At 57.6% G+C, this 20,316-nt stretch carries 22 protein-coding genes and 3 pseudogenes; 9 read left to right on the top strand and 16 right to left on the bottom strand.

Going from position 1 to position 20,316, the window contains the following annotated elements:
* Positions 1–5: 5 nt before the first annotated feature.
* Positions 6–359 (bottom strand): hypothetical protein, encoded by a 354-nt coding sequence (locus ACZ1HH_RS20665; RefSeq protein WP_011536601.1) that lies wholly within the window; start codon positions 357–359, stop codon positions 6–8.
* 233 nt (positions 360–592) lie between these two features.
* Between ACZ1HH_RS20665 and ACZ1HH_RS20660 the strand changes: the two genes are divergently transcribed.
* On the top strand, positions 593–823 hold the full coding sequence (locus ACZ1HH_RS20660) for a hypothetical protein (protein WP_044026403.1): 231 nt from the start codon (positions 593–595) through the stop codon (positions 821–823).
* Positions 824–1,847: 1,024 nt separating this feature from the next.
* On the opposite strand, the gene asnB is transcribed toward ACZ1HH_RS20660, so the two are convergent.
* Positions 1,848–3,368 (bottom strand): asparagine synthase (glutamine-hydrolyzing), encoded by a 1,521-nt coding sequence (asnB, locus tag ACZ1HH_RS20655; protein ID WP_472637416.1) that lies wholly within the window; start codon positions 3,366–3,368, stop codon positions 1,848–1,850.
* Between the two features lie 367 nt (positions 3,369–3,735).
* On the opposite strand from asnB, the gene ACZ1HH_RS20650 reads away from it, so the two are divergent.
* Positions 3,736–4,605 (top strand): LysR substrate-binding domain-containing protein, encoded by an 870-nt coding sequence (locus ACZ1HH_RS20650; RefSeq protein WP_472637415.1) that lies wholly within the window; start codon positions 3,736–3,738, stop codon positions 4,603–4,605.
* 195 nt (positions 4,606–4,800) lie between these two features.
* Here ACZ1HH_RS20650 and ACZ1HH_RS20645 read toward each other — a convergent pair whose 3' ends face one another.
* From ACZ1HH_RS20645 to ACZ1HH_RS20600, 10 genes are all read right to left on the bottom strand, one after another.
* On the bottom strand, positions 4,801–5,496 hold the full coding sequence (locus ACZ1HH_RS20645) for a hypothetical protein (protein ID WP_472635098.1): 696 nt from the start codon (positions 5,494–5,496) through the stop codon (positions 4,801–4,803).
* A gap of 238 nt (positions 5,497–5,734) precedes the next feature.
* On the bottom strand, positions 5,735–6,619 hold the full coding sequence (locus ACZ1HH_RS20640) for a transglutaminase family protein (RefSeq protein ID WP_472637413.1): 885 nt from the start codon (positions 6,617–6,619) through the stop codon (positions 5,735–5,737).
* A 221-nt stretch (positions 6,620–6,840) separates the two neighbouring features.
* Entirely contained in the window at positions 6,841–7,149 is a 309-nt protein-coding gene (locus ACZ1HH_RS20635; protein WP_472637412.1) for a hypothetical protein, read from the bottom strand.
* Between the two features lie 70 nt (positions 7,150–7,219).
* On the bottom strand, positions 7,220–7,726 hold the full coding sequence (locus ACZ1HH_RS20630; protein ID WP_472637411.1) for a hypothetical protein: 507 nt from the start codon (positions 7,724–7,726) through the stop codon (positions 7,220–7,222).
* A 351-nt stretch (positions 7,727–8,077) separates the two neighbouring features.
* On the bottom strand, positions 8,078–8,884 hold the full coding sequence (locus ACZ1HH_RS20625) for a transglutaminase-like domain-containing protein (RefSeq protein ID WP_472637410.1): 807 nt from the start codon (positions 8,882–8,884) through the stop codon (positions 8,078–8,080).
* Positions 8,885–9,250: 366 nt separating this feature from the next.
* Entirely contained in the window at positions 9,251–9,730 is a 480-nt protein-coding gene (locus tag ACZ1HH_RS20620) for a hypothetical protein (RefSeq protein WP_472637409.1), read from the bottom strand.
* Positions 9,731–9,999: 269 nt separating this feature from the next.
* On the bottom strand, positions 10,000–11,085 hold the full coding sequence (hflC, locus tag ACZ1HH_RS20615) for a protease modulator HflC (protein WP_472637408.1): 1,086 nt from the start codon (positions 11,083–11,085) through the stop codon (positions 10,000–10,002).
* Positions 11,082–12,149: an FtsH protease activity modulator HflK gene (gene hflK, locus ACZ1HH_RS20610; protein ID WP_472637407.1), complete on the bottom strand. Its 1,068-nt coding sequence runs from the start codon at positions 12,147–12,149 to the stop codon at positions 11,082–11,084. The genes hflC and hflK overlap by 4 nt, the downstream gene beginning before the upstream one ends.
* Before the next feature lie 107 nt (positions 12,150–12,256).
* Positions 12,257–12,601, bottom strand: a complete 345-nt coding sequence (locus tag ACZ1HH_RS20605; RefSeq protein WP_472637406.1) for a hypothetical protein — start codon at positions 12,599–12,601, stop codon at positions 12,257–12,259.
* Complete coding sequence (locus ACZ1HH_RS20600; RefSeq protein WP_472637405.1) at positions 12,598–12,912, bottom strand: hypothetical protein; 315 nt, start codon at positions 12,910–12,912, stop codon at positions 12,598–12,600. The genes ACZ1HH_RS20605 and ACZ1HH_RS20600 overlap by 4 nt, the downstream gene beginning before the upstream one ends.
* Positions 12,913–13,185: 273 nt before the next feature.
* Between ACZ1HH_RS20600 and ACZ1HH_RS20595 the strand changes: the two genes are divergently transcribed.
* The 3 genes from ACZ1HH_RS20595 to ACZ1HH_RS20585 all read left to right on the top strand — a co-directional run bounded on the left by ACZ1HH_RS20595 (position 13,186) and on the right by ACZ1HH_RS20585 (position 14,422).
* The gene (locus ACZ1HH_RS20595; protein WP_057821644.1) at positions 13,186–13,611 is read left to right on the top strand and encodes a hypothetical protein; all 426 of its coding nucleotides are present in this window, start codon (positions 13,186–13,188) and stop codon (positions 13,609–13,611) included.
* Positions 13,608–14,021, top strand: coding sequence for a hypothetical protein (locus ACZ1HH_RS20590; RefSeq protein WP_472637404.1), 414 nt, complete (start codon positions 13,608–13,610; stop codon positions 14,019–14,021). Before ACZ1HH_RS20595 ends, ACZ1HH_RS20590 begins: the two co-directional genes overlap by 4 nt.
* Positions 14,022–14,233: 212 nt before the next feature.
* Positions 14,234–14,422 (top strand): hypothetical protein, encoded by a 189-nt coding sequence (locus ACZ1HH_RS20585; protein ID WP_472637403.1) that lies wholly within the window; start codon positions 14,234–14,236, stop codon positions 14,420–14,422.
* A 56-nt stretch (positions 14,423–14,478) separates the two neighbouring features.
* Here the strand turns inward: ACZ1HH_RS20585 and ACZ1HH_RS20580 are convergent, their stop codons facing one another.
* Complete coding sequence (locus ACZ1HH_RS20580; protein ID WP_472637402.1) at positions 14,479–15,213, bottom strand: Crp/Fnr family transcriptional regulator; 735 nt, start codon at positions 15,211–15,213, stop codon at positions 14,479–14,481.
* A gap of 149 nt (positions 15,214–15,362) precedes the next feature.
* Between ACZ1HH_RS20580 and ACZ1HH_RS20575 the strand changes: the two genes are divergently transcribed.
* Together ACZ1HH_RS20575 and ACZ1HH_RS20570 are read left to right on the top strand one after the other, a co-directional pair.
* Positions 15,363–15,599, top strand: a complete 237-nt coding sequence (locus tag ACZ1HH_RS20575; RefSeq protein ID WP_472637401.1) for a hypothetical protein — start codon at positions 15,363–15,365, stop codon at positions 15,597–15,599.
* A gap of 135 nt (positions 15,600–15,734) precedes the next feature.
* A pseudogene (locus tag ACZ1HH_RS20570) lies at positions 15,735–15,869 on the top strand (co-chaperone GroES); the annotation flags it as partial.
* Positions 15,870–16,018: 149 nt separating this feature from the next.
* Here the strand turns inward: ACZ1HH_RS20570 and ACZ1HH_RS20565 are convergent.
* The 3 genes and pseudogenes from ACZ1HH_RS20565 to ACZ1HH_RS20555 form a co-directional block, all read right to left on the bottom strand.
* Positions 16,019–16,134 (bottom strand): annotated as a pseudogene (locus ACZ1HH_RS20565) (integrase core domain-containing protein); the annotation flags it as partial.
* Positions 16,135–16,154: 20 nt separating this feature from the next.
* Positions 16,155–16,346 (bottom strand): annotated as a pseudogene (locus ACZ1HH_RS20560) (IS6 family transposase); the annotation flags it as partial.
* 418 nt (positions 16,347–16,764) lie between these two features.
* Complete coding sequence (locus ACZ1HH_RS20555; protein WP_472637400.1) at positions 16,765–17,577, bottom strand: helix-turn-helix domain-containing protein; 813 nt, start codon at positions 17,575–17,577, stop codon at positions 16,765–16,767.
* A 237-nt stretch (positions 17,578–17,814) separates the two neighbouring features.
* Between ACZ1HH_RS20555 and ACZ1HH_RS20550 the strand changes: the two genes are divergently transcribed.
* Both ACZ1HH_RS20550 and ACZ1HH_RS20545 read left to right on the top strand, forming a co-directional pair.
* A complete protein-coding gene (locus ACZ1HH_RS20550) occupies positions 17,815–19,242 on the top strand; it encodes an alanine/glycine:cation symporter family protein (protein WP_472637399.1) in 1,428 nt (475 codons plus the stop codon).
* A 123-nt stretch (positions 19,243–19,365) separates the two neighbouring features.
* Positions 19,366–20,316, top strand: a complete 951-nt coding sequence (locus ACZ1HH_RS20545) for a glutaminase (protein WP_472637398.1) — start codon at positions 19,366–19,368, stop codon at positions 20,314–20,316.

Below are 20,316 nucleotides of genomic sequence, written 5' to 3'. Positions count from 1 at the left end.
GAAGGCTACTTGCTGCCGCCTTTGTCGGTCGCAGCCAGCTTGTGTGTTGTCCGCTGGCCTTCTTCGAGCGGGACATCGGCATGGGAGAAGCCAATGCCAATGAGGAAAGAGACCACGCCCGTGATGGTTTTAAACTCACGGATCTTGATGTCGTTGTAGGTCGTGCGAGTACGGGCAGTGACGAGAAGCTTTTCAATGCCCTCGTCAGAGACGGCGCGCATAATCCAAACCCCGTAGTAACTCGGGCCCTTCTTATGTGCCGACTCTTGGCACAGGATTTCAGCGCTATAGCCGCTTTCCACGAGTTCGCGGAAACGTGCTTCCGTAACCACATTTGGTGCTTCGATGTCCCAGTTCATGGCCCGGCTCACGCTTTCTTTAAACGCGCAACATCCGGGCATTCTCACTTGAAGCCCAGAGCTACGATAGTATATTATTTGCCGCAAGGTATATTTTGAGTATTGCGGCTGTATCTCAGCTGCTCAAACTCTAGGCACTGCTGTTAGCGTCTATCAAGGGAAATAGGGTGATTGAAAACCTAAGGTTGTTTTTGTCGGCTATTGCACGTCTATTAGCATTTTTGATACCCGCTATGGTTGCAGGCCAGGCCGGGTCTTGTCTCGCCCCTGTCCGGCCATTCGTCCCAAGCGATTCGCAAGCAAGCAGTGACTTCGCTGACATCATTCGGCGCGACTTTGAGGCCTATATCAAGGACGTTCAGCAATACTTCCACTGCCTCGAGCGGGAGCGTGCGCGTGCTTTTGAGGAAGCCGGTGAAGTCAGTCAGGACTACGGTCGGTTCCTGGAGCTGGTGGGGGATTGATGGGCCACTGGGAATGCATCAGCCTTCTAGTTCGTGGAGACCAGGTACGGATAATGCACCCACTCATCCACTTTAGGGAATGTGGATTTCACTGGAAAGCGACGTCACAAAAGACATGTGGCGCGTGGCGAAAACAATCAGAAGCAAAGGTCAGGAGGCTTTGTGTCTGGCGTTGCTCGAGGTCCAGAATAAAGCGAACCTCAGCCAAACAGAACTGGCAGTCAAACGCAGACATCACTAATCATGAGTGGTACATGCCGAAAGCGTATCGCGCCGGATCAACGTCGTTGAGCTCATCGCATTCTCCCGTCCCATTGGGTTTGACCCTTTCGAGATATTGGCGATCGTCGAAGCCGCCACGGAGCCCGACCACAAAATCTGAAAACGAAGAATGGCTAAGTTGCCCTACCTCAGCGGCCTTGTCCCTAGGTGGTTTTCGAAAGGATCAGCTTGTCTACACCCTTGTCGGTAAAACATGCGAGCTGATGAACGTTGTTTATGAGTATGCCAACAGTTTGGCACCTAGGTGTGGAAAGTCTTTGAGCATTGAATGAAGAGCATGGTGACGGCATCGCCATCGCGAACCTTATCGGGACCGATGGGTGTAGTATTGTTGGCTGGGTGTATCGCTGGAGCACAGGTGGGCATGCGGTGATGTGGGGCGTCCATGGCCCCAAGCCGGTTTCGGCGATTTGGCCGGATATAAGTCACGAACAGAAGCTAGAAATTGACTTTGACCGTTTGAAGCGGATTGGAGGCGGCGAAGGCGGATAGGTTCCAAAGCTAGCCGCCAGTTCATATTTGATGGTCGGGGCCGGTCGGCATACCGGACATCGGGGGCGTACGCGGCGAATGCGGACTCTGAGCCCAGACTACCGGATGCTGCTCGTGACACGAATGTCCGCAATTTGGGTTTCAACGATACAAACACGGCAACCAATCTGTTGATCCGGCAGCCCTATGTCATTGTGAACCGCCGGAAGAAATACAACTGGACATTTGTTTTGACCGTTAGCAGCGTTGTCTATTGCGCATCGACCCTGTCGGCCTCCCAAGTACCTGCGGCAGCCAGGATACGGTCAGGGTTGGCATAGGCGCCGCGCAGGATGCGTTCATAAAGGGCGCCCTCCGACTGGCGCGTTACCGGTCCGTCGATAAGGCTGATTAAAGCCCCCCTGAGCGCGTCCACGGTGCCGGAGCCTTCATCGAACTGAGCTTTCTTGCGCCAGACAAGATCGGCGGGCAGAAGGTCTTCACAGGCCTTCCGTAAGATCCACTTCTCGGTCGTGGGGCCGGTTGCATCCTGCGCGTCGGGATCGGTGTGCCGCATCTTCAGTTCCGCCGGAATGGACTGTGCAAAGTCGATCAGGTCGCGGTCAAGAAACGGCGTGCGGGCTTCGAGGCTTTCGGACATCGTCACGCGATCCACGCGCTGAAGGTTGATGTTGTGCATTGTACCTAGGCTGCGCGTCAGCTCGTCGGCGAGCGCTCGTGGATCGTCGGCGTAGTCGTGATGATAGGTATAGCCTGCGAACAACTCGTCCGCGCCTTCACCAGTCAAAACCGCCTTGACCTGCCCCCTAGCAAGGCGCGCGGCAAACAGGGTCGGCAAAGCAGAACGCACGAGGTCCACATCAGCAGACTCCAGGTGATAGATCACATGTGGCAAAGCATCGGCTATGTCCTGTGCCGTGAAGACGGCCTCATGGTGATCCGAACCGATATGATCAGCGACGGCCCTTGCAGCAAGCAGGTCGGGGCTTCCTTCGGTGCCAACCGCAAAAGTCTTGAGCGGGCCCAGCCCCTGCGCCGCCCGTGCTTTCTGTGCGATGGCCGCGATGATCGAACTGTCCAGCCCACCGGACAGGAAACTTCCAACCTCCACGTCGGCTACCATCCATTTTGCAACCGCAGCCTCCAGCACAAGGCGCAACTCACGCGATGTGCGGCCGATGTCGAAACCGGGCTCTGCGATGGCAGCGCCCTGCGGCGTGCGGTACCACTGTCGCCAGCTGTCACGACTATCGAACAGGTGGCCAGGCGGGATCGCTTCGATTCCGTCAACCGACACGCCGTCGAAAGCCTTCAACTCGGACGCGAAAATGACTCCATCGCCCATATGCGCAACATAGAGTGGCTTGATACCAAGCGGATCGCGAGCGGCAATGATCCGGTCCTTTGTCGCGAGCACGAAAGCAAACATCCCGTCCAAACGATCAATCCAACGGTCCCCGCCAGAGCGAAAGAGATGCAGGATCGTCTCGCTGTCTGAGGCAGTCTCAAAAGCGGCTTCACCGAGGATCGCGCGCAAGTCCACGTGGTTATAGATTTCGCCATTGGCGACCAGCATATCGCCGGTCTGGCGGATCGGTTGCGCACCGTCCTCGGGGCCGATGATGGACAACCTGCAATGCGCCATTATTACCGGCGCACCCGGCAGAGTGGAAACATGGACCTCATCGGGGCCACGATGCGCGATCTTTTCAATCATGCCCTCGGCGAGCGTTTTGTCATTGATGTTCCAAAGGCATACGAAGCCGCACATGGGGCATCCTTTCTGTTGTTATGATCAGGCGTCCACAAGTTTCACACCAGCGATCGAGCGGTCACCTAGCATACCGACGCACAGACGCCGCAGCCGGGCTGCCGATGAACGCCAAGTGAGCGGTCTCGCCCGCCGAACCCTTGCGATCTCACGATCCAGATCGGCTGCAGCCCAGCCCTGTGCCATCATGCAAACGCCAATCTCTCTCGGTTCCTGGTGAGAGTTCTGTGTCATAATCCTTGGTCCGCTTCCGGTTTTTGACTGTGACGACACCTAGGAGGTTCGATTGATAAATAAAAACGAAACCTTCTATTCCTTAGGGTGAAAATAATTTAACTATGGGCGTATGACTCGCCGCATTCCCCCGATGACCGCACTGCGTACGTTCGAGGCTGCTGCCCGCCATGAGAGCTTCAAGCGCGCGGCCGATGAGTTGCACGTCACCAACGCGGCGGTCAGTCACCAGATCAAAATTTTGGAAGAATCCCTTGGTCTGAGCCTGTTTCGCCGCCGAGGTCGTGCCGTGCAGCCGACCGATGCTGCCAAACGGTTTGCCGGGCGTCTGGCGCAGGCCTTTGATACAATTGAAGCGGCGACGATGGATCTCCAGGGCAATCCGATGTCCGGCACTCTGCGCATTGCCGTGACCCCGTTTTACGGTAGCCGGATTGTCCTGCCGCGCTTGTCACGGTTTCACGCATTGTATCCTGACATCCGTGTGGAACCGGAGATGAGCGCAACCCAAATCGACTTTAGCAAGACCGACCTTGATGGTGGTCTGCTATATGGCAACGGCGACTGGCCGGGGCTCATATCCATCGAAATGCAGGAAGATGAACTTGTGCCAGTGGCCGCACCCTCCGTCGTGGCAGGCCGTGACTTGCCACTTTCAGCTAGTGAAATTGCGCAGCTGACGCTTGGCTACATCGAGGGCCAGAAAGACGACTGGACCACCTGGCTGGATATGATGGGATACAAAGAAGCCCCGCCTGCGCGGATGATCGGTTACGGAAATCGCGCACGCGTCGTGGACCTCGCGTTTTCCGGACACGGCGTGGCGCTTGCTGACAAACGCTTGACCGCTGCCGATGTCGCGGCGGGGTATTTGGTACGCCTGAACGAAGCACTTATCTCACCGGGCCGCGGAATCTATCTGGCCTACCCAGACACAGAGTTCCCGGACCCGAGGTTGCTGGCCTTTGGCGATTGGTTCAAAAGGGAAGTCGAGCAGATCTGATCACGTGTCCCAGGCACTCAAGAGCAAAAAGCATTTACGCCGACGACCCAAGGCGGACATAGGAGCAGCCGCCGCGAAAGCTCACTTTGTCCCGCTCAGCTGACCTTGACATCGACAGCAGCGAACGACCGGTGATTGAGTAGCTCCGAGTACTTGGGCAGACACGGATGAATGCCAATGCTGTCTTAGTCGGCTTTAGTAGTTCACCTGCTCAAACCCGTAATTGCCCTCATAGTCACGCCAATCGACGAAGACAGATCGGTGGTAGATACCCGGGCAATTCTGGCCCCAACGTTCGAGACCGACATGGGCCTCCGGCAGGGCAGTTATAGAAGATCGTTGCCAGGAAAAATCGCCTTGGATCCCATAGGTGCCGAGGACCACGGTGGCGCTACGGTTGCAGTCGCTGTCACGTCCAGATTCATGCTGCCGGGCATAGCGAACATCAAAGATGCGGATGGACCGCACGAAATTGAACTCAGGTCCACTGATATCGATGTCCGCGCGATCTTGAATGAGCCGGAGGGCTCGGTCGGTGGGAATGACATCGTCGACTCGTAAGGGTTGGAGCGGTTGACGGCTATCGGGTCGGTACAAGGCTTCAAAGATGCGGCCAGCGTTGTTTGATTGCCGATCGCTCTCATAGGAGGCGCCCATGGGACAGCGCCAGATCTGCAGTGGCGGTTCCACCGGCCAAGGGGTAATCCGCCGAATGAATTCGGCGCGAGCCCGGGCGCATGGTACTGAAGCCGGCCAACCGCCAGACAGACACAAGAGTATCGCGCAGTCGATCGGATAGGTCTGCGCCCGTGCGGGCGCCGGCAGCGAAAGACCAGTCACGGTCAAAGCGACTGCGACCGAGGGGAGGAGCTTCTTGATCAGATAGTGCATGCTGCGAAACCTCCGTGACAGGAGTCCAGCATACATACGATAATATACTATTGCAACATCAAGTATAACTACGCATAATGAAGTTTATGTTAAGTCCATTGCCGTACCGATATCTGTACACAGTTTGCTGAGCCAGATCTGCCAACCAGTAGAAGTATAGAGCAAATCAATCCAATCCTTCAGGCCATCAATTCTAAGGGCTGTTGCCAGCATCGAAAGAAAACCCTTCGTCGTCTCATCATCCTGGCGCGTGCGTCCCGGCACCCTCAAGGTCCACGGATACTTCCATCGACAACACGTCGCTGGGTCTGCCGTGGAAACTGCCCTTTACCGGAGCAATCTGCTCCATCCTTCTCGCGACGGCGACGGGAACGAGATTGGTGGAGCCGACCGACCTGTTTGTGGGATCAAACGGGATCCAGCCCGCTCCGGGAACGAACACCTCGACCCAGGCGTGTGTAGAACCGCTTCCCACTGTTCCTACCCGGTTCCCGGAGGGATTGAACAAGTATCCTGATACAAGCCTGGCCGCAAAGCCTAGTGTTCGGGTGGCTTCGGCGAACAGAACGGCGAAGTCTCTGCAGGATCCCCATCCTCTGTCGAGGGTCTCCAGCGGTCCTTGCGTTCCCTCGGTTTCACGGCTCTGATAGGCAATTATGGCCGTTATGCCATTGCTGACGTCCGTCAGCAGTGACAGCGTGTCTGTTGGCCGTGACATGACATAACTTTCAACCCACGCGGACAACTGCCCTGCGGCGTCAGCGTATTGCGGCGTCGCCAGCGAGCCTAGGTCGGTCGTGTCGTCGCTGGAATAGACAAATGGGTAGGAGGCAGCGTCGGCAGCGATCGGGAAAACCGGCCAAACAGGCGCGCTTAGGTCGACCCTTGCGCGCGACCGGATCGAAAGCGACTCCGTCAGCTCGTCGAACTGTGCCGTCGCGATCACATTGCCGGCAACGTCGTGTGACCAGTCGATCCTGGCCTCGGGAGTGATCTTCAGGTCGAAGAACGTCAGACTGAGCTCCCGGGTTTCCCGTGGACGCAACATCAGCCGATGCGGACCGAGTGAAACAGCATTGCGATATCGATAGCAGGTTGTGTGCGTGAGGGTGATTGATGGCATCGGTGAGACCTATGACGAACGACCACCGAAACGTCGGCGCCCATGTCCACTTCCCTCGGAAATAGCCGCGCGCCAAACGGCAGACCTCTTGCAATGCGAACATGTGCGCTCACTGAACCCCTCGCTCCAAAAGCGCGCCCTGCACTTCAAACGGACAAGCTCGGCGGCAACGTCGGCCGCTGTCCTCAGAATCACGAGTTCCTCGTCCGCGAGCTTGATCGTCATTTAAGCTCCTCGCGTTTCCTCAGTCGTTCCATGTCGTCAAGGGCCCGTTTGATGAGTTTCTGAAGGCGTTCATCTCTAGCTTCGGGGGTCGATGCGTAGCGAACAAGAAGAAAGCGCCATTTCTCCATGACTTCGACCCACGTCCGCACAGGTTCTGCCAGCATCAGATCTTCGAGATTTCCTCTGCCAAGTTGCGACGGGGGCAAAGAGGGTAGCTGGCTGTTCGCAGGGGGCCGACGCATCTCTGTTTCGCGCAGGTCGGCAGCGGATCTGTGACCGTCGAGATTGATCGGGTGATCGGTCAAAACCCAGCCCCTTCGATCCATTCGAACAACGCACTCGGTTGGATCGGGAAGCATCTGTCCAATAACGGCGTCATTCTCCTATGCCGGGACGAGAACTTCCAGATAGTGGGCCGGAAATACCTGCATCCGTCCCATTTCGTATCCCCTTCGGCTTGGAGGGGGCAACTTGCCCTGCCTGCCTATTGTCCGCCTCCGGCAAGCCGGGGCTGGAGTAAAGATGTCGCAGGTGCGCCTCGGAGACCCCGTCGGCCTCCATCACGAGGCGCACCATCGGATCAGCCAGCATTTCCTCAAGGAAGAAGTCGGTCAACGCTCTGCCTGTCAGCTTGTCCCTGGCGCGGGCATGGTCGAGGTCGGCAAGGGAAACAGTCAGGATTCTCTCCAGTCCAGGATGCGATGTCCGGGGATGAAGTTTCACCAAGACGGAGGCTTTCCAAGCTTCGGGGTCCACTTGATCCGGGGGAGACGCCAGTTCTGTTTCAATCTCGTACTCGCCCGCCGGAAGCGTTTCAGCAAAGCCTGGAACGGTGAACGGTCGGGAGAAAACCGCGATAGTTTTGCTCGTCAGATCTTCCATTGGCGCTGTCCTTTCGCTTGTTTCTTTTGTTGCTATGGGTGGTCCGCGCCCCATTAGAGTATAAGATGCGTGGCCCGTGGACGTCTCAAGATGTCTTGGATTTCGCTGGTATGTCCTTGCCGGCAGGTTTGGACTCGTTCTCCTTGGCAAGAGTCTTAACTATCTCCTCAGGCTTCGGATTCATGGTAGCCGCAGCCCGGTCAGTCAGGTCCTTAAAAGACATGTCATCGATCCTTTGATTGACTGACGGCAACTTCTCGTCCATGTCGGACCGGAACGCTTGGCGTCGGTACTATGTATATGGGGACTGGCGAACGGACTTACGATGTCCCGTCGCAAAAGAAACCAAGGTCAAGTCAACTCATCTGTCCAGACGTTGAATTGCGTCAGCGTATTCGGTCCGAATGTCTGGGTCAGAGGCACATCGGCGGCGTCCCGACCGCGCGCGATCAGGATCCTTCCCATGCGCGGGCTGTTGTTTCTTGGATCGAAGACCCACCAGCGACCACCCAGAAAGACCTCCATCCAGGCTGCGAAATCGTCGGGGGCGTGAGGCTTCGGTTGACCAAATTCACTCAAAAAGCCGGTGCAGTAACGCGCCGGGATGTTCATGCAGCGGCAGAAGGCGATGGCGAGATGGGAGAAATCCCGGCAGACGCCCTGCCGACCGGCCAGCGTTTCGGACGCGGTTCTGGCTGCGCTCGCCTGCATGTAATCGAAGCGGACATGCCTATGCACGAAATCGCAGATCGCCTGAACGCGTGCCCAGCCAGGCGGGGTATTCTCGAAGCGCCGCCATGCCTCTTCCGACAGATGATCGGTGTCGCAGTAACGACTGCCGATAAGGTAGACCAAGGTTTCGAAGGGCAGGTCCTTAACGGCGTGCTGCGCGGCCTCGGTCGATGACGGATCGGGCAATCCGGTGTCGCGAAAGATCCCGTCGGTGGACAGGGCGAAGTCCCCCGCCGGTGCCACCATCCGCGTGCACCAATTGCCGAACCCGTCGCGATAGCTTTCCAGCGGAACGCTCGGTTGCGTCACGAGATAGTCTGCACGCTCCAGATCGCCGAACCGAGAATAGTGCACATTCAGCATTGCAATGAGCGGCGTCGGTTGCGGGAAGCTGTATCGCAGCCGGCACCCGATGCTGACCCGCATGCCGGACACACGGCCGCGCCTAGTCATGTCATGATAATGTTGCAAGGATGAGCGTTCGATGCATCGGGTCAGTGCCATCCTGCGCAAGGACGGGGAATGCCAGGGACGCTATCACTCCAGCCACGATGGCCAGCCTCGAGATCAACCTTGCCAGCGGGCGTCTCATCGCCGCTTTCTCCTTTGCGGACCAGAGTCCGCCGGTTGCCCCGCGTGTTTTCGATGGCCCAAGCGTGAGCGTTCCAGTCAGCCGTCGAGTTGGCGCGGGCGGTGGCGGGGAGCCCCTGGAATTCGGTCTCGTTGGCATGCCTTCGTTCTCGGCCACCTGGATCGCGAAGTCCTGCGGGATTGTCGGATGAGTGCTACCGGTCATCGGGGCGACAGCCTATGCAGGGCCGCAGCCGTGAGGGCATGTTCCTTCTGGTGGTAGTCACCGCGAAATTTGCCATCGACCTTCACCTCCCAGATCCCGTTTCTCTCGCGTACCTGAATCCGATCGTGACGAGCAGGTCGCTCCTGAAAAGGGCCCAGTCGTTCCTGGCCTTTCGGCAAGCCGGGTTGCTCGTTGGTCACGTCCGGCTCCTTCGCTTTCGGCGCGCGCACGTCTACGAGGAGCATCACGGCGCGAATGAATTCTTCCGCATAATCATCGGTTTCGCGGTAGTCATGTTCATGCCGCGCCATGCGCATCGGCTCGACGAACCGTTCTCTCAGATGATCAATAAATCGCGGCTCGGTGCGGGCCATGAAGGCGATTAGGGCTTGAAGCACCTTTTCATGGGCGAGCACGCGCCGTTCGAGATCGGTGGTCTCTGCGGCTGTCCTGGTCAGATATTTGACTGATGTCATAGCGTATTGTCCTCCTCGCTGCGCAGTGCGACCTTGGATGTCGTGTCCTCGAGTGGGGGCAGGCAGCCCCTCGCCTCATCGCGATCCATCTCTTGCCATCCACCTATCAGCCAAGCGCAAAGCGTGCGCTGACGCAGGTTAGGGCACGGAAATTAAGTGGGTGTGTCTTGCTCAGAAGCGGAAAGAAACCGACCTCGGTGGTCCCGGTGTCATTGACGTGCTTCCCGCTTGATACCCTCTATTCATGCTTGAAACCTTCCACCATGAACTTACCGGTCTGCTTCGACCTCCGTCTGTATCACGATCGGCGTCGCAGGGTCTTGCGCTGATCGGGCCCTGCCTGTTGACGCTACGCCACCGTCGCCTAGGACACTGGGGTCGAGGAAGGGGGCTTCCTCGCCCTGCATACCGCGCAGGAACCTGAACAGATCGCTGTTCGTCGTCAGGACAAGAGTTGTGTCGTCAAAGATCAGGTCGCCGTAGGCCTGCAGGGTTCGGGTAAAATCGTAGAATTCCACCGAAATGGCATCAACATTGTAGGCGCCCGCATAAATTTCGGCGGCGGCGGCATCGGCGGCACCGCGGATTTTCTCGACGGCACGATAGGCTTCGGACTGAATTTTGCTCAGTTCTCGCACTCGGTTGCCCTGGATACGAGCCGCTTCGCCGTTACCTTCGGACAGGAATCTTTCGGCAATCTGCCGCCGCTCCGAGATCATGCGGTCGTAAATCTTTGGCCGCACGCTCTCATTGTAGTTTATGCGCTTGAAACGAATGTCGAGAAGCTCAATCCCGAAGACGCGCACCTTCTCCGCCGCCGCCTCGAAGATCTCCTGCTCGACCAGCGCCCGCCCCTTCGTGATGGGAACCAGTGCGCCAATGTCCTGCGCAAGCTCCTGATCAGTCAGAAGCGTGTCCCGAAGCGGCGTCCGGCCCCTGGTCGTGCGCACAATCTCGATAAGTTCGTGCTTGGCGACGGCGTTCCGCGTCTCGCTGCCGAGGATATCATCGAGGCGCGACTGGGCGCTGCGCTCGTCGCGTAGGCGCAAAAAGTACTGCAGAGGATCGGTGATCTTCCAGCGCGCGAAGAGATCGACCGAGATATAGAGCTTGTCTTTGGTAGGCATGTCCGATGGCGAGCCGTCCCACTCCAGAACCCGGCTGTCGATCCGGTTAACCTCCTGAACGAAGGGGAGTTTCAACTTGAGCCCAGCCTCGGTGATCGGCGCGCCGACCGGCTTGCCGAACTGGGTGATGATGGCCTGTTCGACCTCGCCGACCGTGTAGACGGCGGATGACGCAGCGACGACCCCGGCAACCGCGATTCCCGAGGCAATGAGCGAAAGGGTCTTCATGGTTGCTCTCCTGTCTGTCGATCAAGGTTCAAAAGCGCTAGGATGCTTGCCGTGGACCCGTCGACAATGATCTTGGAGCCAATTCCCGGCAGAACATCCTGCAGGGTTTCGATGTAGATCCGGCGCCGCGTAACTTCGGGCGCCAGACGGTATTCCGCCAGGAGCGCCGTGAAGCGTGCCGCATCGCCCTCGGCTTCATTGATCCTCCTCAAGCGATAACCATCGGCTTCGCGGATGCGCTGGTCCTTTTCGCCTTCGGCCAGAGGTATGACGCGGTTGTATTCGCGGCGGGCCTCGTTGATGATCCGCTCCTTCTCTTGTTGTGCCTGGTTGACCTCGTTGAACGAGGCTTGAACCGGCTGGGGCGGATTGATATTCTTCAGCTGCACCTGATCGATGCTGATGCCCATCGCGTATTTGGTCGCGAGCGCCTGCATCTTCAGCAGGGCTTCGCTTTCAATTTCCTGGCGCCCAACGGTGATCACCTCGTCGACTGTGCGGTCTCCCACGACTTCGCGCATGACGGACTCCGAAACGTAACGTAGGGTCGCGCTCGGCTCACGCACCTCGAACAGAAATTTCCGGGGTTCGGAAATCCGGTACTGCACCACCCACTCCACGAGCGCGGCGTTGAGATCGCCAGTCACCATCTCAGTCTCGCGGCGACCGTCCGTCGGGCTCTGATAGGGATCTGAGGCACCCGGAGTCGTGAACCCGAACTCTTGTTTCAGCTGGCGCTTGACCGGGACCAAAGTGGTCACGTCGATCCCGAACGGGATCTTGAAGTGCAGCCCCGGAGGGACCTCGGCCGCGTACTTCCCGAACCGTTGGACAATCGCAACGGAGTCGCTCGGCACCGTGTAATATGAGGACCAGACCCCAAATGCCGCAAGCGCAATGGCGGCCCCGATTGCAAGACGCTTCACCGGTGGCAGACCGCCCGGCAGGATGCCGTGCAGCCGATCCCGGCCCCGCCTTAGAATTGCGTCAACCTCAGGGGGAACGCGGGTCTGCTTGTTTTTCCAAGGTCCGCGATCTTCCGGTCCATTGTTATTAGAAGGCATCGCAAGCTCCTATTTCGGTTTTGGCACTCGGGGCGATGCTTGGCTCGCGCGTTTGACGGTGCGAACCGCTTTGCGCCATCACATCGTCGGCTCTGACCAGCATGACCTCAGAGGTCCAGTTCCTTCAGGCAGGCTTGCGCAATGTCTCGGTCTGGGGCATCGGTTCCCGGCATGGTCGCCCAGCCGGCTGTCATGAGAGCGTCGCGCCTCTGGTAGGTTGAGGCTGCCCGGATCGTTTCGAGCTTTTCGGCCCGTGCCGGGTCTGACCGCGCCATGTCGAGGCAGACCGGTACCATTGAGGCGACAACGTTGTCGCGAGACATCGCCATCGCCCTGTCATTCGAAGTGCCGCCGGTCACCCAGCCGCCCCAGGAAAAACCGACGACGCCGACCAAAACCGCGCCGATCACGGCACCATAGATACCGGGTTTGAGCCATTCGGGAGTATTCATTTCAAGTCCTCCTGCGGGAAAAGTGCCGCCTCGCTGTGATTGTTCGTTTCGCTTGTGGTTGCATCCCGGCTCAGCGCCGCTTTCAGGTCGCTGTCGGAAATCGCCCGTAATTCTGTACGTCCCGCATGACCGCCCCTTCCGCGCACCGTCAGGTAGGTCGCCGTCCGGCGATACGCCTCAAAGCTGAGCCCCTGGAGAAGCTCTTCTTCGACAAGAATTTCGTAGTCGCCCGCAGGCAAATCGCCCGGGTATCCCGGCAAGGTGAAAGGGTTCGAAAACGTCACCGTCGATCTGGTCGACCGCATGGTCATCTCTGATCTCCGCGATGTTGGCAGATTCGTCGCTCATCACTGTCGAGGGCACCCTGGAGACCCGGTCTGACCAGTCGAACGCTTTAGTGTCTTGTACATCGGGATCGCCCGACTGGCGCTGACGCATGTTAGTCCCTGGCACCGAACCTGCTGCGACCTTCCCGGGGTGCAGTCGCGTGCACTGACCTGTGTAAGGGCGGGGAGACCGACCCGCGCGTATCCTTTGGCAAACAGGGGCGATCTGCGTTCCTGCAACCAAGGAATGGAAATACAATGGCCGACCCCAATGTACTCAACCCGCACCCACCCGAGTTCGAGCGATTTCTCTATGCATCGGTCGGCGAGGACCGAAACGGATATATCGTGACGGTCCTCTCCACGCTCGCGCGGCTTGGCCTCGATCCATGGAAGGAAACCGCTGAACTGGTCATGCTGGGGCGCGACGGCGCGCGGGCACGTTTGGGAACGCTGCTTTCCGGATTTCGGGACGTTCCTGCGCTCGCCAGCGATTACGGCAGGATCGCACGAGACCTGAGCCAGCTGCTTCCCGAAGGACCGACATCAGGTGCCCTGCAGCGCGCTGCCTCGACGGTGGCCGATGGCCGCCCGGGAACAAGCGGAGCGATCTGGGCGGTGCTCGCGATCATCTTTGTGCTATTTCAGACGTTCATGGTTGGCGGGTCGGGGTCAGGCGAATGACCGTATCAACCGCGACCGAGAGGAGACCGGCACATGCTGCGCACAAGTCTGGTACGCTTTCTCCACACGAACAGGGCATACTCTGGGACATGGAGGAGCACTTCTGGACCAGTGGCGCCGAGAACGCGCGGGCAACGACAGCGACCAACGCCGTCATGGTGTTCCCCTATCCGCCCGGCATCCTCCAGGGCGACCAGATTTGGACCCATCTTCGGGAAAGGACAGGCTGGCGCACCGTTGTCATGGCCGAACGGCGCGTCACGCGGTGTCATGACATCGCAATTCTCAGCTATCGCGTCTCGGCAGAGAAACCCGATGTGCCGATCTACAAGGCCCTCTGTGCCTCAACCTACCTCAACGATGACGACAGATGGCTGCGGATTTCCCACCAGCAAACTGCAGTGAATTGAGAAGCGCATGGGCAACCGACCTGCCGCAGGCGTCGGGGCTAACCTGCGTCAGTGCAGCGTGGCGCCTACATCGGTAAGGTGAGACGTGTCCGCCGAACATTCGGTGGTGCATTTTTCCGGGTACCCGAGAATCGTGTGCGCGCGTCGATCCCTAAAGGACGGCATGTCGACACGGTTCTTATTCTCGGACCGTCTAGGAAAGGACAATCCAAATGACTCCCGAACAGAATAAGACTGCCGAGAAGATGACTTCCGTGAAGGCCGCATGGGACAAAGCGCCCGCTGGTCCAAAGAAGGATGCGGCGCTGAAACATTACCAGGCCGCCGAGAAGGCGCATACAGCCAAGAATGACGCCGAGACCAACAAAGAACTCGACGCAGCGAGCGAAAAGCTTTCGTGACATTCGACATCTAAAACAAAATATGGTCGCCCCTAGCTGTACGGAGGGCGGCCCTTTTATTTCAAGAGCGGTCCGGTCTGATCCAAATATGCCGGATCAAAATCGGCAAGATCCACCAGTCCGCCATAGTCGTGAAACGTCACGCGGCCGTCACGAAAGGTCAAGAGGCCGTGCTCGCGCAACTGCCGCAGGACGCGGTTCACGTGAACCGCGCTCAAGCCCAGCGTATCGGCGAGGTGGTATTGCGTCAGAGGGCAATTAAAACCATTCCTGCTGCCGACGCCGACCAGTGCGAGCCTCGATCCAAGTTCCAGCAGGAAATGCGCCATGCGAGCGTCCGCATCACGCCGACCAACCCCGACAAGATGCTCAACGACCATCGCCTCGTCTCGCGACGCCGCCCAGAGAACTGCGGTTGCGAGGCGCGGCGTTTGCGCAAAGGCATCGAGAAGATCGGCGGTCAGTACTTCGACGGCCTCGATATCGACAATAGGTTCGAAGCTGTGATCTGACGTGCGCAACAGGACGCTGCGCAACCCCAGAAAGTCCCCTGGCACTTGGAAATCCACGATCTGTCGGCTCCCGTCGGCCTGCAGTTTATAGGAACAGACCCAACCCGACGACAGAACGTACGCGGCCTGAGCCGACTGGCCCTGATGCACCATGTCACGCCCAGCCACGAACGAACGGCGACGCTGGTGCAGTCGCTTAAGTACGGCCAGCTCGACCTCCGACAGAGCGACAAAGGCCAAGAGCTTGCGGGCCAAGGGGCTGTATTCGGCTGATGTCATGAAGGCTCCTGACGTGCGTGAACCAGTTGAGGAGATTTCTCCGGACACTGCTTTGGATTAGTCCAGCATAGAGCACTCTATGTGAAAAGTACGGATGTATCGGAACCTCACATTCCTTGGGGACCACGTTGCCAAGAAAGGGACGTGAGATGTCGACTGCGAGCGAGCATGCAGGCCAGGCCGCCCTGTCAATCTGCGAGGCACTCTTGCTTGCCTTGAACGATCATGGGTTGTTGCCGGAGCAGGAGATTGTGGGCGTTCTTCGCGACGCCGCGGCGGCCCATGAGAATGCAGTTGGCACCGAACTCGAGATGGAAAGGCATCGAGCCGTCACCAAAATAATCAATTCGATCATCTCTGCCGGAAACTCTGTTCGACGATCGTGATGCAACATCGAGGCGGTATGGTCCGCGATCTCGCAGAATTTTCCCACCAGGTTATCGCCGGCTTGCACGCATCCAAGCCGGGCATTCGGACAAGGCACTTACGCCCGAACGTCCTCGAAAAGGAGCACGTCAAATTCATTCACGCCACTCCACGACCGGGTCCTCGTTCGCCGCATTGAAGGCGACAAGACGACCAAGGGCGGGCCCAACATTCCCGATACCGCCAAGGAGAAGCCTCAAGAAAGAGAAGTTGTCTTAGTTGGTACCGGAGAAGGCGCGATGCCCGCGGCCGCACGCTGCAAGGCATCAACACGCTGGCAAATGCCGTCAAGATTACCCTTGGCCCCAAGGGCCGAAACGTCATACTCGATAAATCCTGGGATACGCCGCTAAAGTGCTACCCGTAGAGTCCGCGGTTATTAGTTCGACCTGTTCAGGGTTTGGTCCTCTACTGACCGTTGGTGATACTCCCACGGGGTGAGACCGTGCAGGCTCGTATGTGGGCGATGTGATTGTAATCGTCACGCCAGGCTGGGACCAGCTCTCGGGCGCGGCGCGCTTTGTTAACTCAGGGCCGACCTTCTGAACCCAACGATACACGGTAGACCGGCCAACTTTTATACCTCGTTCGGCAGGTAGATCGACGACATCCTAATTAGATATGGGAAATTGCGGGTACCCGCGAACAGCGCATAGAGTGATTTCATCCGGGAAGCGGTGGTGTTTGCAATGAGAACTACTCGGTATGTCAATACTCAATAAATGAAAACTCGCCTAAAACGCGGATTAATGCAACAGTCCCATCCTGAGCATGGCGAGGAGGCTGAGAGTGAGACACGCAGGCTGTCCGTGAACGCGCGGCTGTAGGACGTGCTGAACAAGCCGAGCGAGCGTCTGGAGATCGAGGACAAGTGCGCGCAAGAGCACGATGATAACGAGAATGAAAACACGCGCGACAGGGGGGCGTCACGAAGGTCACAGCCTGTGACGCGACCCGGTGAAACGACATAGGGTACAGACCGGATGCTCGTCGCAGAGCTCGTAGGATAAGTCTGTCAGAGGCAAGGGGAAGTCCGCTCAGCTCAAAATTGTGCAATAAAGCCTATTATCTGTGGTGTGAAAAGCAATCTTGATTGCCTAAGCCTCATGGAGAAGGGGCTCTTTTTCAGGATGAGTTCATCACCCGAAAGTGCTTGTCTTCGTCGCCCATACTATTTCGGACCGTACGTTCGATGGCGGAATCGATTTCTGGATCATCGGGACTGAAAACAGCGCATGCCTTCAAGGCGTCGCGGATCTTGATTTTTTTTCCAAGAAAACAGTAGAGCACACGTGCGCACAGCGGTTCTCGCGAGCAACTCGTCGAGACGCCAAGCTTAAGCCCAGGAAGACGGTTATTGCGGTTTTTAAAGTTGGGATAGAGGATGGTTTGACTAATTTCCTCGCCTGTAATCGCGTCAAAGTCGACCTGAAAGATGCGATCGTTTAGGTAAAACGCCAGCCCATTGTAGCGCCCCCGCACACGGGTCTCGTCCTCGCCCTTTATGGCCATGTTCTCGATCCGCGAATAGCGTGTCACGCCGCCCTCCGTGGAGAGCCGCACAAGGGTGCGCAGGATTTTGCCCGGGTAAGTCATGCAATAGGAGTATTCGTGATAGAACCCGTCATAACGGGACAGATCACGACGCGAGCGTTTGGCGAGATGCTCCAGATAGGCGGAATAGGCCAGTGGTCCCACATTGGCATCCCTGCGCAGTCGTACCAGCTTTGCGAAATCCTCGTGCGGTTGCAAAATCTCGCTCTCCTCGACGCCAAAGAAGTCACAGATCTTGGAGAGGGCATGTTGCGAGGGGCGGGAGGTCCCGTTGAGGTATTTGTTGAACTGAGATCTGTTGATGTCCAACTGACGGCAGACCTCGGCCACGGATTTGAAATGGCTCGTCAACAGCTTCAGGTTTCTTTGGAGGTTCTCCGCCATTTTCACTCCGCTCTCCCTTGGTTCAGAATTTAAGATTCTGGAAACACTCAATAGCCCAGTCAACATAAAGAGCCAATTTGGCGCGATCTGGCGCTAGAGGAGGATCGTATGGCGTCCGAGTGCAACAACTCACCAAATTGATCCATATTCATATCCCGTGATAGCAAACCTGACGCGCTAGGGCGAAGGGAAAAACGCCTTAAGAACGCGGCTCTCACAGACAGGGAAGAGGTAAAAATGGAAATTTTTGAGGGGCTCTTTGGAGCTATCAATGATCTGACATGGGGTTGGTCGCTGGTCCCAATTCTGGTCGTATTCGGTGTCTTTATCACGCTCATGACCGGATTTGTTCAGTTTAGGTTTTTCAAACGCATGTTCCGGGTGTTGTCTTCGACCAACCAAAGTGCAGACCCAAATGCAATCTCGGCCCGTCAGGCGCTGTTGGTGTCCGTGGGAGGACGCGTTGGGGGGGGCAATATCGCCGGAGTCGCCGTGGCCATCACTCTTGGTGGGCCGGGGGCGGTGTTCTGGATGTGGGCGATCGCAATCATCGGCATGGCCACCAGTCTGGTGGAATGCACGCTGGCGCAGCTTTACAAGCGCCGTCAGCATGATGGCAACTTTCGCGGCGGTCCTGCACGCTCCATCATTCATGGTCTGGGAAATCAATACCGCTGGCTTGCGGTGGTCTATGCAATCTGCCTGATCGCTTCTTTCGCCATCGGGTTCAACGCCTTTCAGGGCAATACCGTTGCGGGCGCGGCAAAAGAAAGCCTCGGCCTGAGCCGGTTCGTGTCCGGCGCTGTGCTGTCCGTGATTGCAGGACTCGTGGTGTTTGGCGGTATTCACCGCATCGCTAAAGTCGCAGATGTGGTTATCCCGGTGATGGCGCTGGCCTATCTGTTGATGGCAGTGCTTGTCATTGTGATCAACATTGCGGATGTGCCCGGGGTCCTGAGCTCTATCATTGCAAATGCTTTCGGCTGGGAAGAGGCAGTCGGTGGCGGCATGGGCGCGGCTATTGCAAACGGTCTGCGGCGCGGCCTGTTCTCCAATGAGGCCGGGCTTGGTTCAGCGCCGAATGTGGCCGCAACTGCGGATGTGCGTCACCCTATCAGCCAGGGTATCACGCAGTCGTTTTCTGTCTTTATCGACACGATTATCATTTGCACCTGTACTGCACTGATCATCCTGCTGAGTGATGTCTACGTGCCCGGCGCGAACGTAGACGGTATCGTCCTGACCCAGCAGTCTTTGGTGAGCCACCTTGGGGAATGGACCCAGTACTTCCTCACCTTCATCATCCTGCTCTTCGCGTTCAGTTCCATCATCTATAACTACTACTTGGGTGAAAACGCGTTGACCGTGATCACGAAGCATCCGATGGCCATAAACGTGTTGCGCGTGTCTATCATGGGCATCGTCTTCCTCGGCGCGACCGCGCCCGGAGCGACTGCGGTGTTTGCCTTCTCTGATCCCGCGATGGGCCTGCTGGCGCTGGTCAACCTCGTTGTGATCATGATGCTGTTGCCGACCTGTCTTCGCATCTTGCAGGACTTTCGCACACAACTCGCGGCAGGCATAAAGCGCCCGGTACTGAACCCGGACGATTTCCCCGATCTGGATATTGATCGCACCGCATGGACCGGAGTGGCAAAGGACTAAGCACACGCCTTTATCCGTGTGATGCTCTGGGGCCGCCGAGGCTGACATGTCGCGTAGAACCTGAACCTCGCCGGATGCCGGCGGGGTTCGTCATCAATTGGATATAAGGATTCACCGATCCAAATGGCACGTTTAGACGGGTATGAAACGCCAACGCCGCATGGCAGTCAGATCTCGCAAACACTGCAAGATATTGCCGCAGAGATCTTCCGACAGGATGATTGGGGCCAGCCCGCCCAGTACATCCCGGAGCTTGCTTCTGTAGATCCCAAACAATTTGCCATCAGCGTCTGCCTCAATGACGGCAAGGTGCTGAGTGCTGGTGCGGCCGACAAGCCGTTCTCGATCCAGAGTGTTTCAAAGGTCTTTACCCTTGTGGCCGCCTTGGGGCGGGTGGGGGATCAGCTATGGAGCAGGGTCGGGCGGGAGCCGTCAGGGGCGACCTTCGACTCCGTGGTGCTTTTGGAGAGAGAGCAGGGGCAACCGCGCAACCCCTTTATCAATGCAGGGGCAATCGTGACAACGGATTCGCTGTTGTGTAAACGAGAGCCAAGAACCGCACTGGCCGAAGTGCTGGAACTTGCGCGGGAGATGGCGGGTTCGGACGACATCTTTATCAATAAGAAAGTGGCCCGCTCCGAAACCGAAACCGGCTCCCGGAATGTAGCGCTTGCGCATTATCTGAAGTCCCACGGGAACCTCTTGAACTCTCCGGAGCGTACGCTTGGGGTCTATTTTCACCAATGCGCGATCGAAATGACAACTGAGCAACTGGCGAAGGCTGGCCGTATTTTGGCGGGATTGAGTGGCGCACCAAGGGTGATTTCGCGCCATCATGCCCGCAGGGTTAACGCCCTGATGATGACCTGTGGCCATTATGACGGCTCGGGTGATTTTGCGTATCGTGTCGGACTACCTGGAAAGAGCGGTGTTGGGGGCGGGCTATTGATCATTGCGCCGAGGGTAGCTTCAATTGCCGTGTGGTCGCCGGGGCTGAATGGTTATGGCAACTCGCATGCCGGAACACGCGCCGCTGCGATGCTGTCAAAGGCAACAAACTGGTCGGTTTTCTAG

Source organism: Epibacterium sp. HA2-3 (assembly GCF_055693725.2).
This window is presented reverse-complemented; position numbering and strand designations above follow the sequence as displayed.

Coding starts and splice junctions, on each gene's coding strand:
- ACZ1HH_RS20580 (WP_472637402.1), bottom strand. CDS start 15,213: ATGACATCAGCCGAATACAGCCCCTTGGCCCGCAAGCTCTTGGCCTTT.
- ACZ1HH_RS20630 (WP_472637411.1), bottom strand. CDS start 7,726: ATGGAAGATCTGACGAGCAAAACTATCGCGGTTTTCTCCCGACCGTTC.
- ACZ1HH_RS20550 (WP_472637399.1), top strand. CDS start 17,815: ATGGAAATTTTTGAGGGGCTCTTTGGAGCTATCAATGATCTGACATGG.
- ACZ1HH_RS20665 (WP_011536601.1), bottom strand. CDS start 359: ATGAACTGGGACATCGAAGCACCAAATGTGGTTACGGAAGCACGTTTC.
- ACZ1HH_RS20620 (WP_472637409.1), bottom strand. CDS start 9,730: ATGACATCAGTCAAATATCTGACCAGGACAGCCGCAGAGACCACCGAT.
- ACZ1HH_RS20595 (WP_057821644.1), top strand. CDS start 13,186: ATGGCCGACCCCAATGTACTCAACCCGCACCCACCCGAGTTCGAGCGA.
- ACZ1HH_RS20600 (WP_472637405.1), bottom strand. CDS start 12,912: ATGACCATGCGGTCGACCAGATCGACGGTGACGTTTTCGAACCCTTTC.
- ACZ1HH_RS20660 (WP_044026403.1), top strand. CDS start 593: ATGGTTGCAGGCCAGGCCGGGTCTTGTCTCGCCCCTGTCCGGCCATTC.
- ACZ1HH_RS20575 (WP_472637401.1), top strand. CDS start 15,363: ATGTCGACTGCGAGCGAGCATGCAGGCCAGGCCGCCCTGTCAATCTGC.
- hflK (WP_472637407.1), bottom strand. CDS start 12,149: ATGCCTTCTAATAACAATGGACCGGAAGATCGCGGACCTTGGAAAAAC.
- ACZ1HH_RS20605 (WP_472637406.1), bottom strand. CDS start 12,601: ATGAATACTCCCGAATGGCTCAAACCCGGTATCTATGGTGCCGTGATC.
- ACZ1HH_RS20590 (WP_472637404.1), top strand. CDS start 13,608: ATGACCGTATCAACCGCGACCGAGAGGAGACCGGCACATGCTGCGCAC.
- ACZ1HH_RS20545 (WP_472637398.1), top strand. CDS start 19,366: ATGGCACGTTTAGACGGGTATGAAACGCCAACGCCGCATGGCAGTCAG.
- ACZ1HH_RS20640 (WP_472637413.1), bottom strand. CDS start 6,619: ATGCCATCAATCACCCTCACGCACACAACCTGCTATCGATATCGCAAT.
- asnB (WP_472637416.1), bottom strand. CDS start 3,368: ATGTGCGGCTTCGTATGCCTTTGGAACATCAATGACAAAACGCTCGCC.
- ACZ1HH_RS20555 (WP_472637400.1), bottom strand. CDS start 17,577: ATGGCGGAGAACCTCCAAAGAAACCTGAAGCTGTTGACGAGCCATTTC.
- ACZ1HH_RS20645 (WP_472635098.1), bottom strand. CDS start 5,496: ATGCACTATCTGATCAAGAAGCTCCTCCCCTCGGTCGCAGTCGCTTTG.
- ACZ1HH_RS20625 (WP_472637410.1), bottom strand. CDS start 8,884: ATGCGGGTCAGCATCGGGTGCCGGCTGCGATACAGCTTCCCGCAACCG.
- ACZ1HH_RS20585 (WP_472637403.1), top strand. CDS start 14,234: ATGACTCCCGAACAGAATAAGACTGCCGAGAAGATGACTTCCGTGAAG.
- ACZ1HH_RS20650 (WP_472637415.1), top strand. CDS start 3,736: ATGACCGCACTGCGTACGTTCGAGGCTGCTGCCCGCCATGAGAGCTTC.
- hflC (WP_472637408.1), bottom strand. CDS start 11,085: ATGAAGACCCTTTCGCTCATTGCCTCGGGAATCGCGGTTGCCGGGGTC.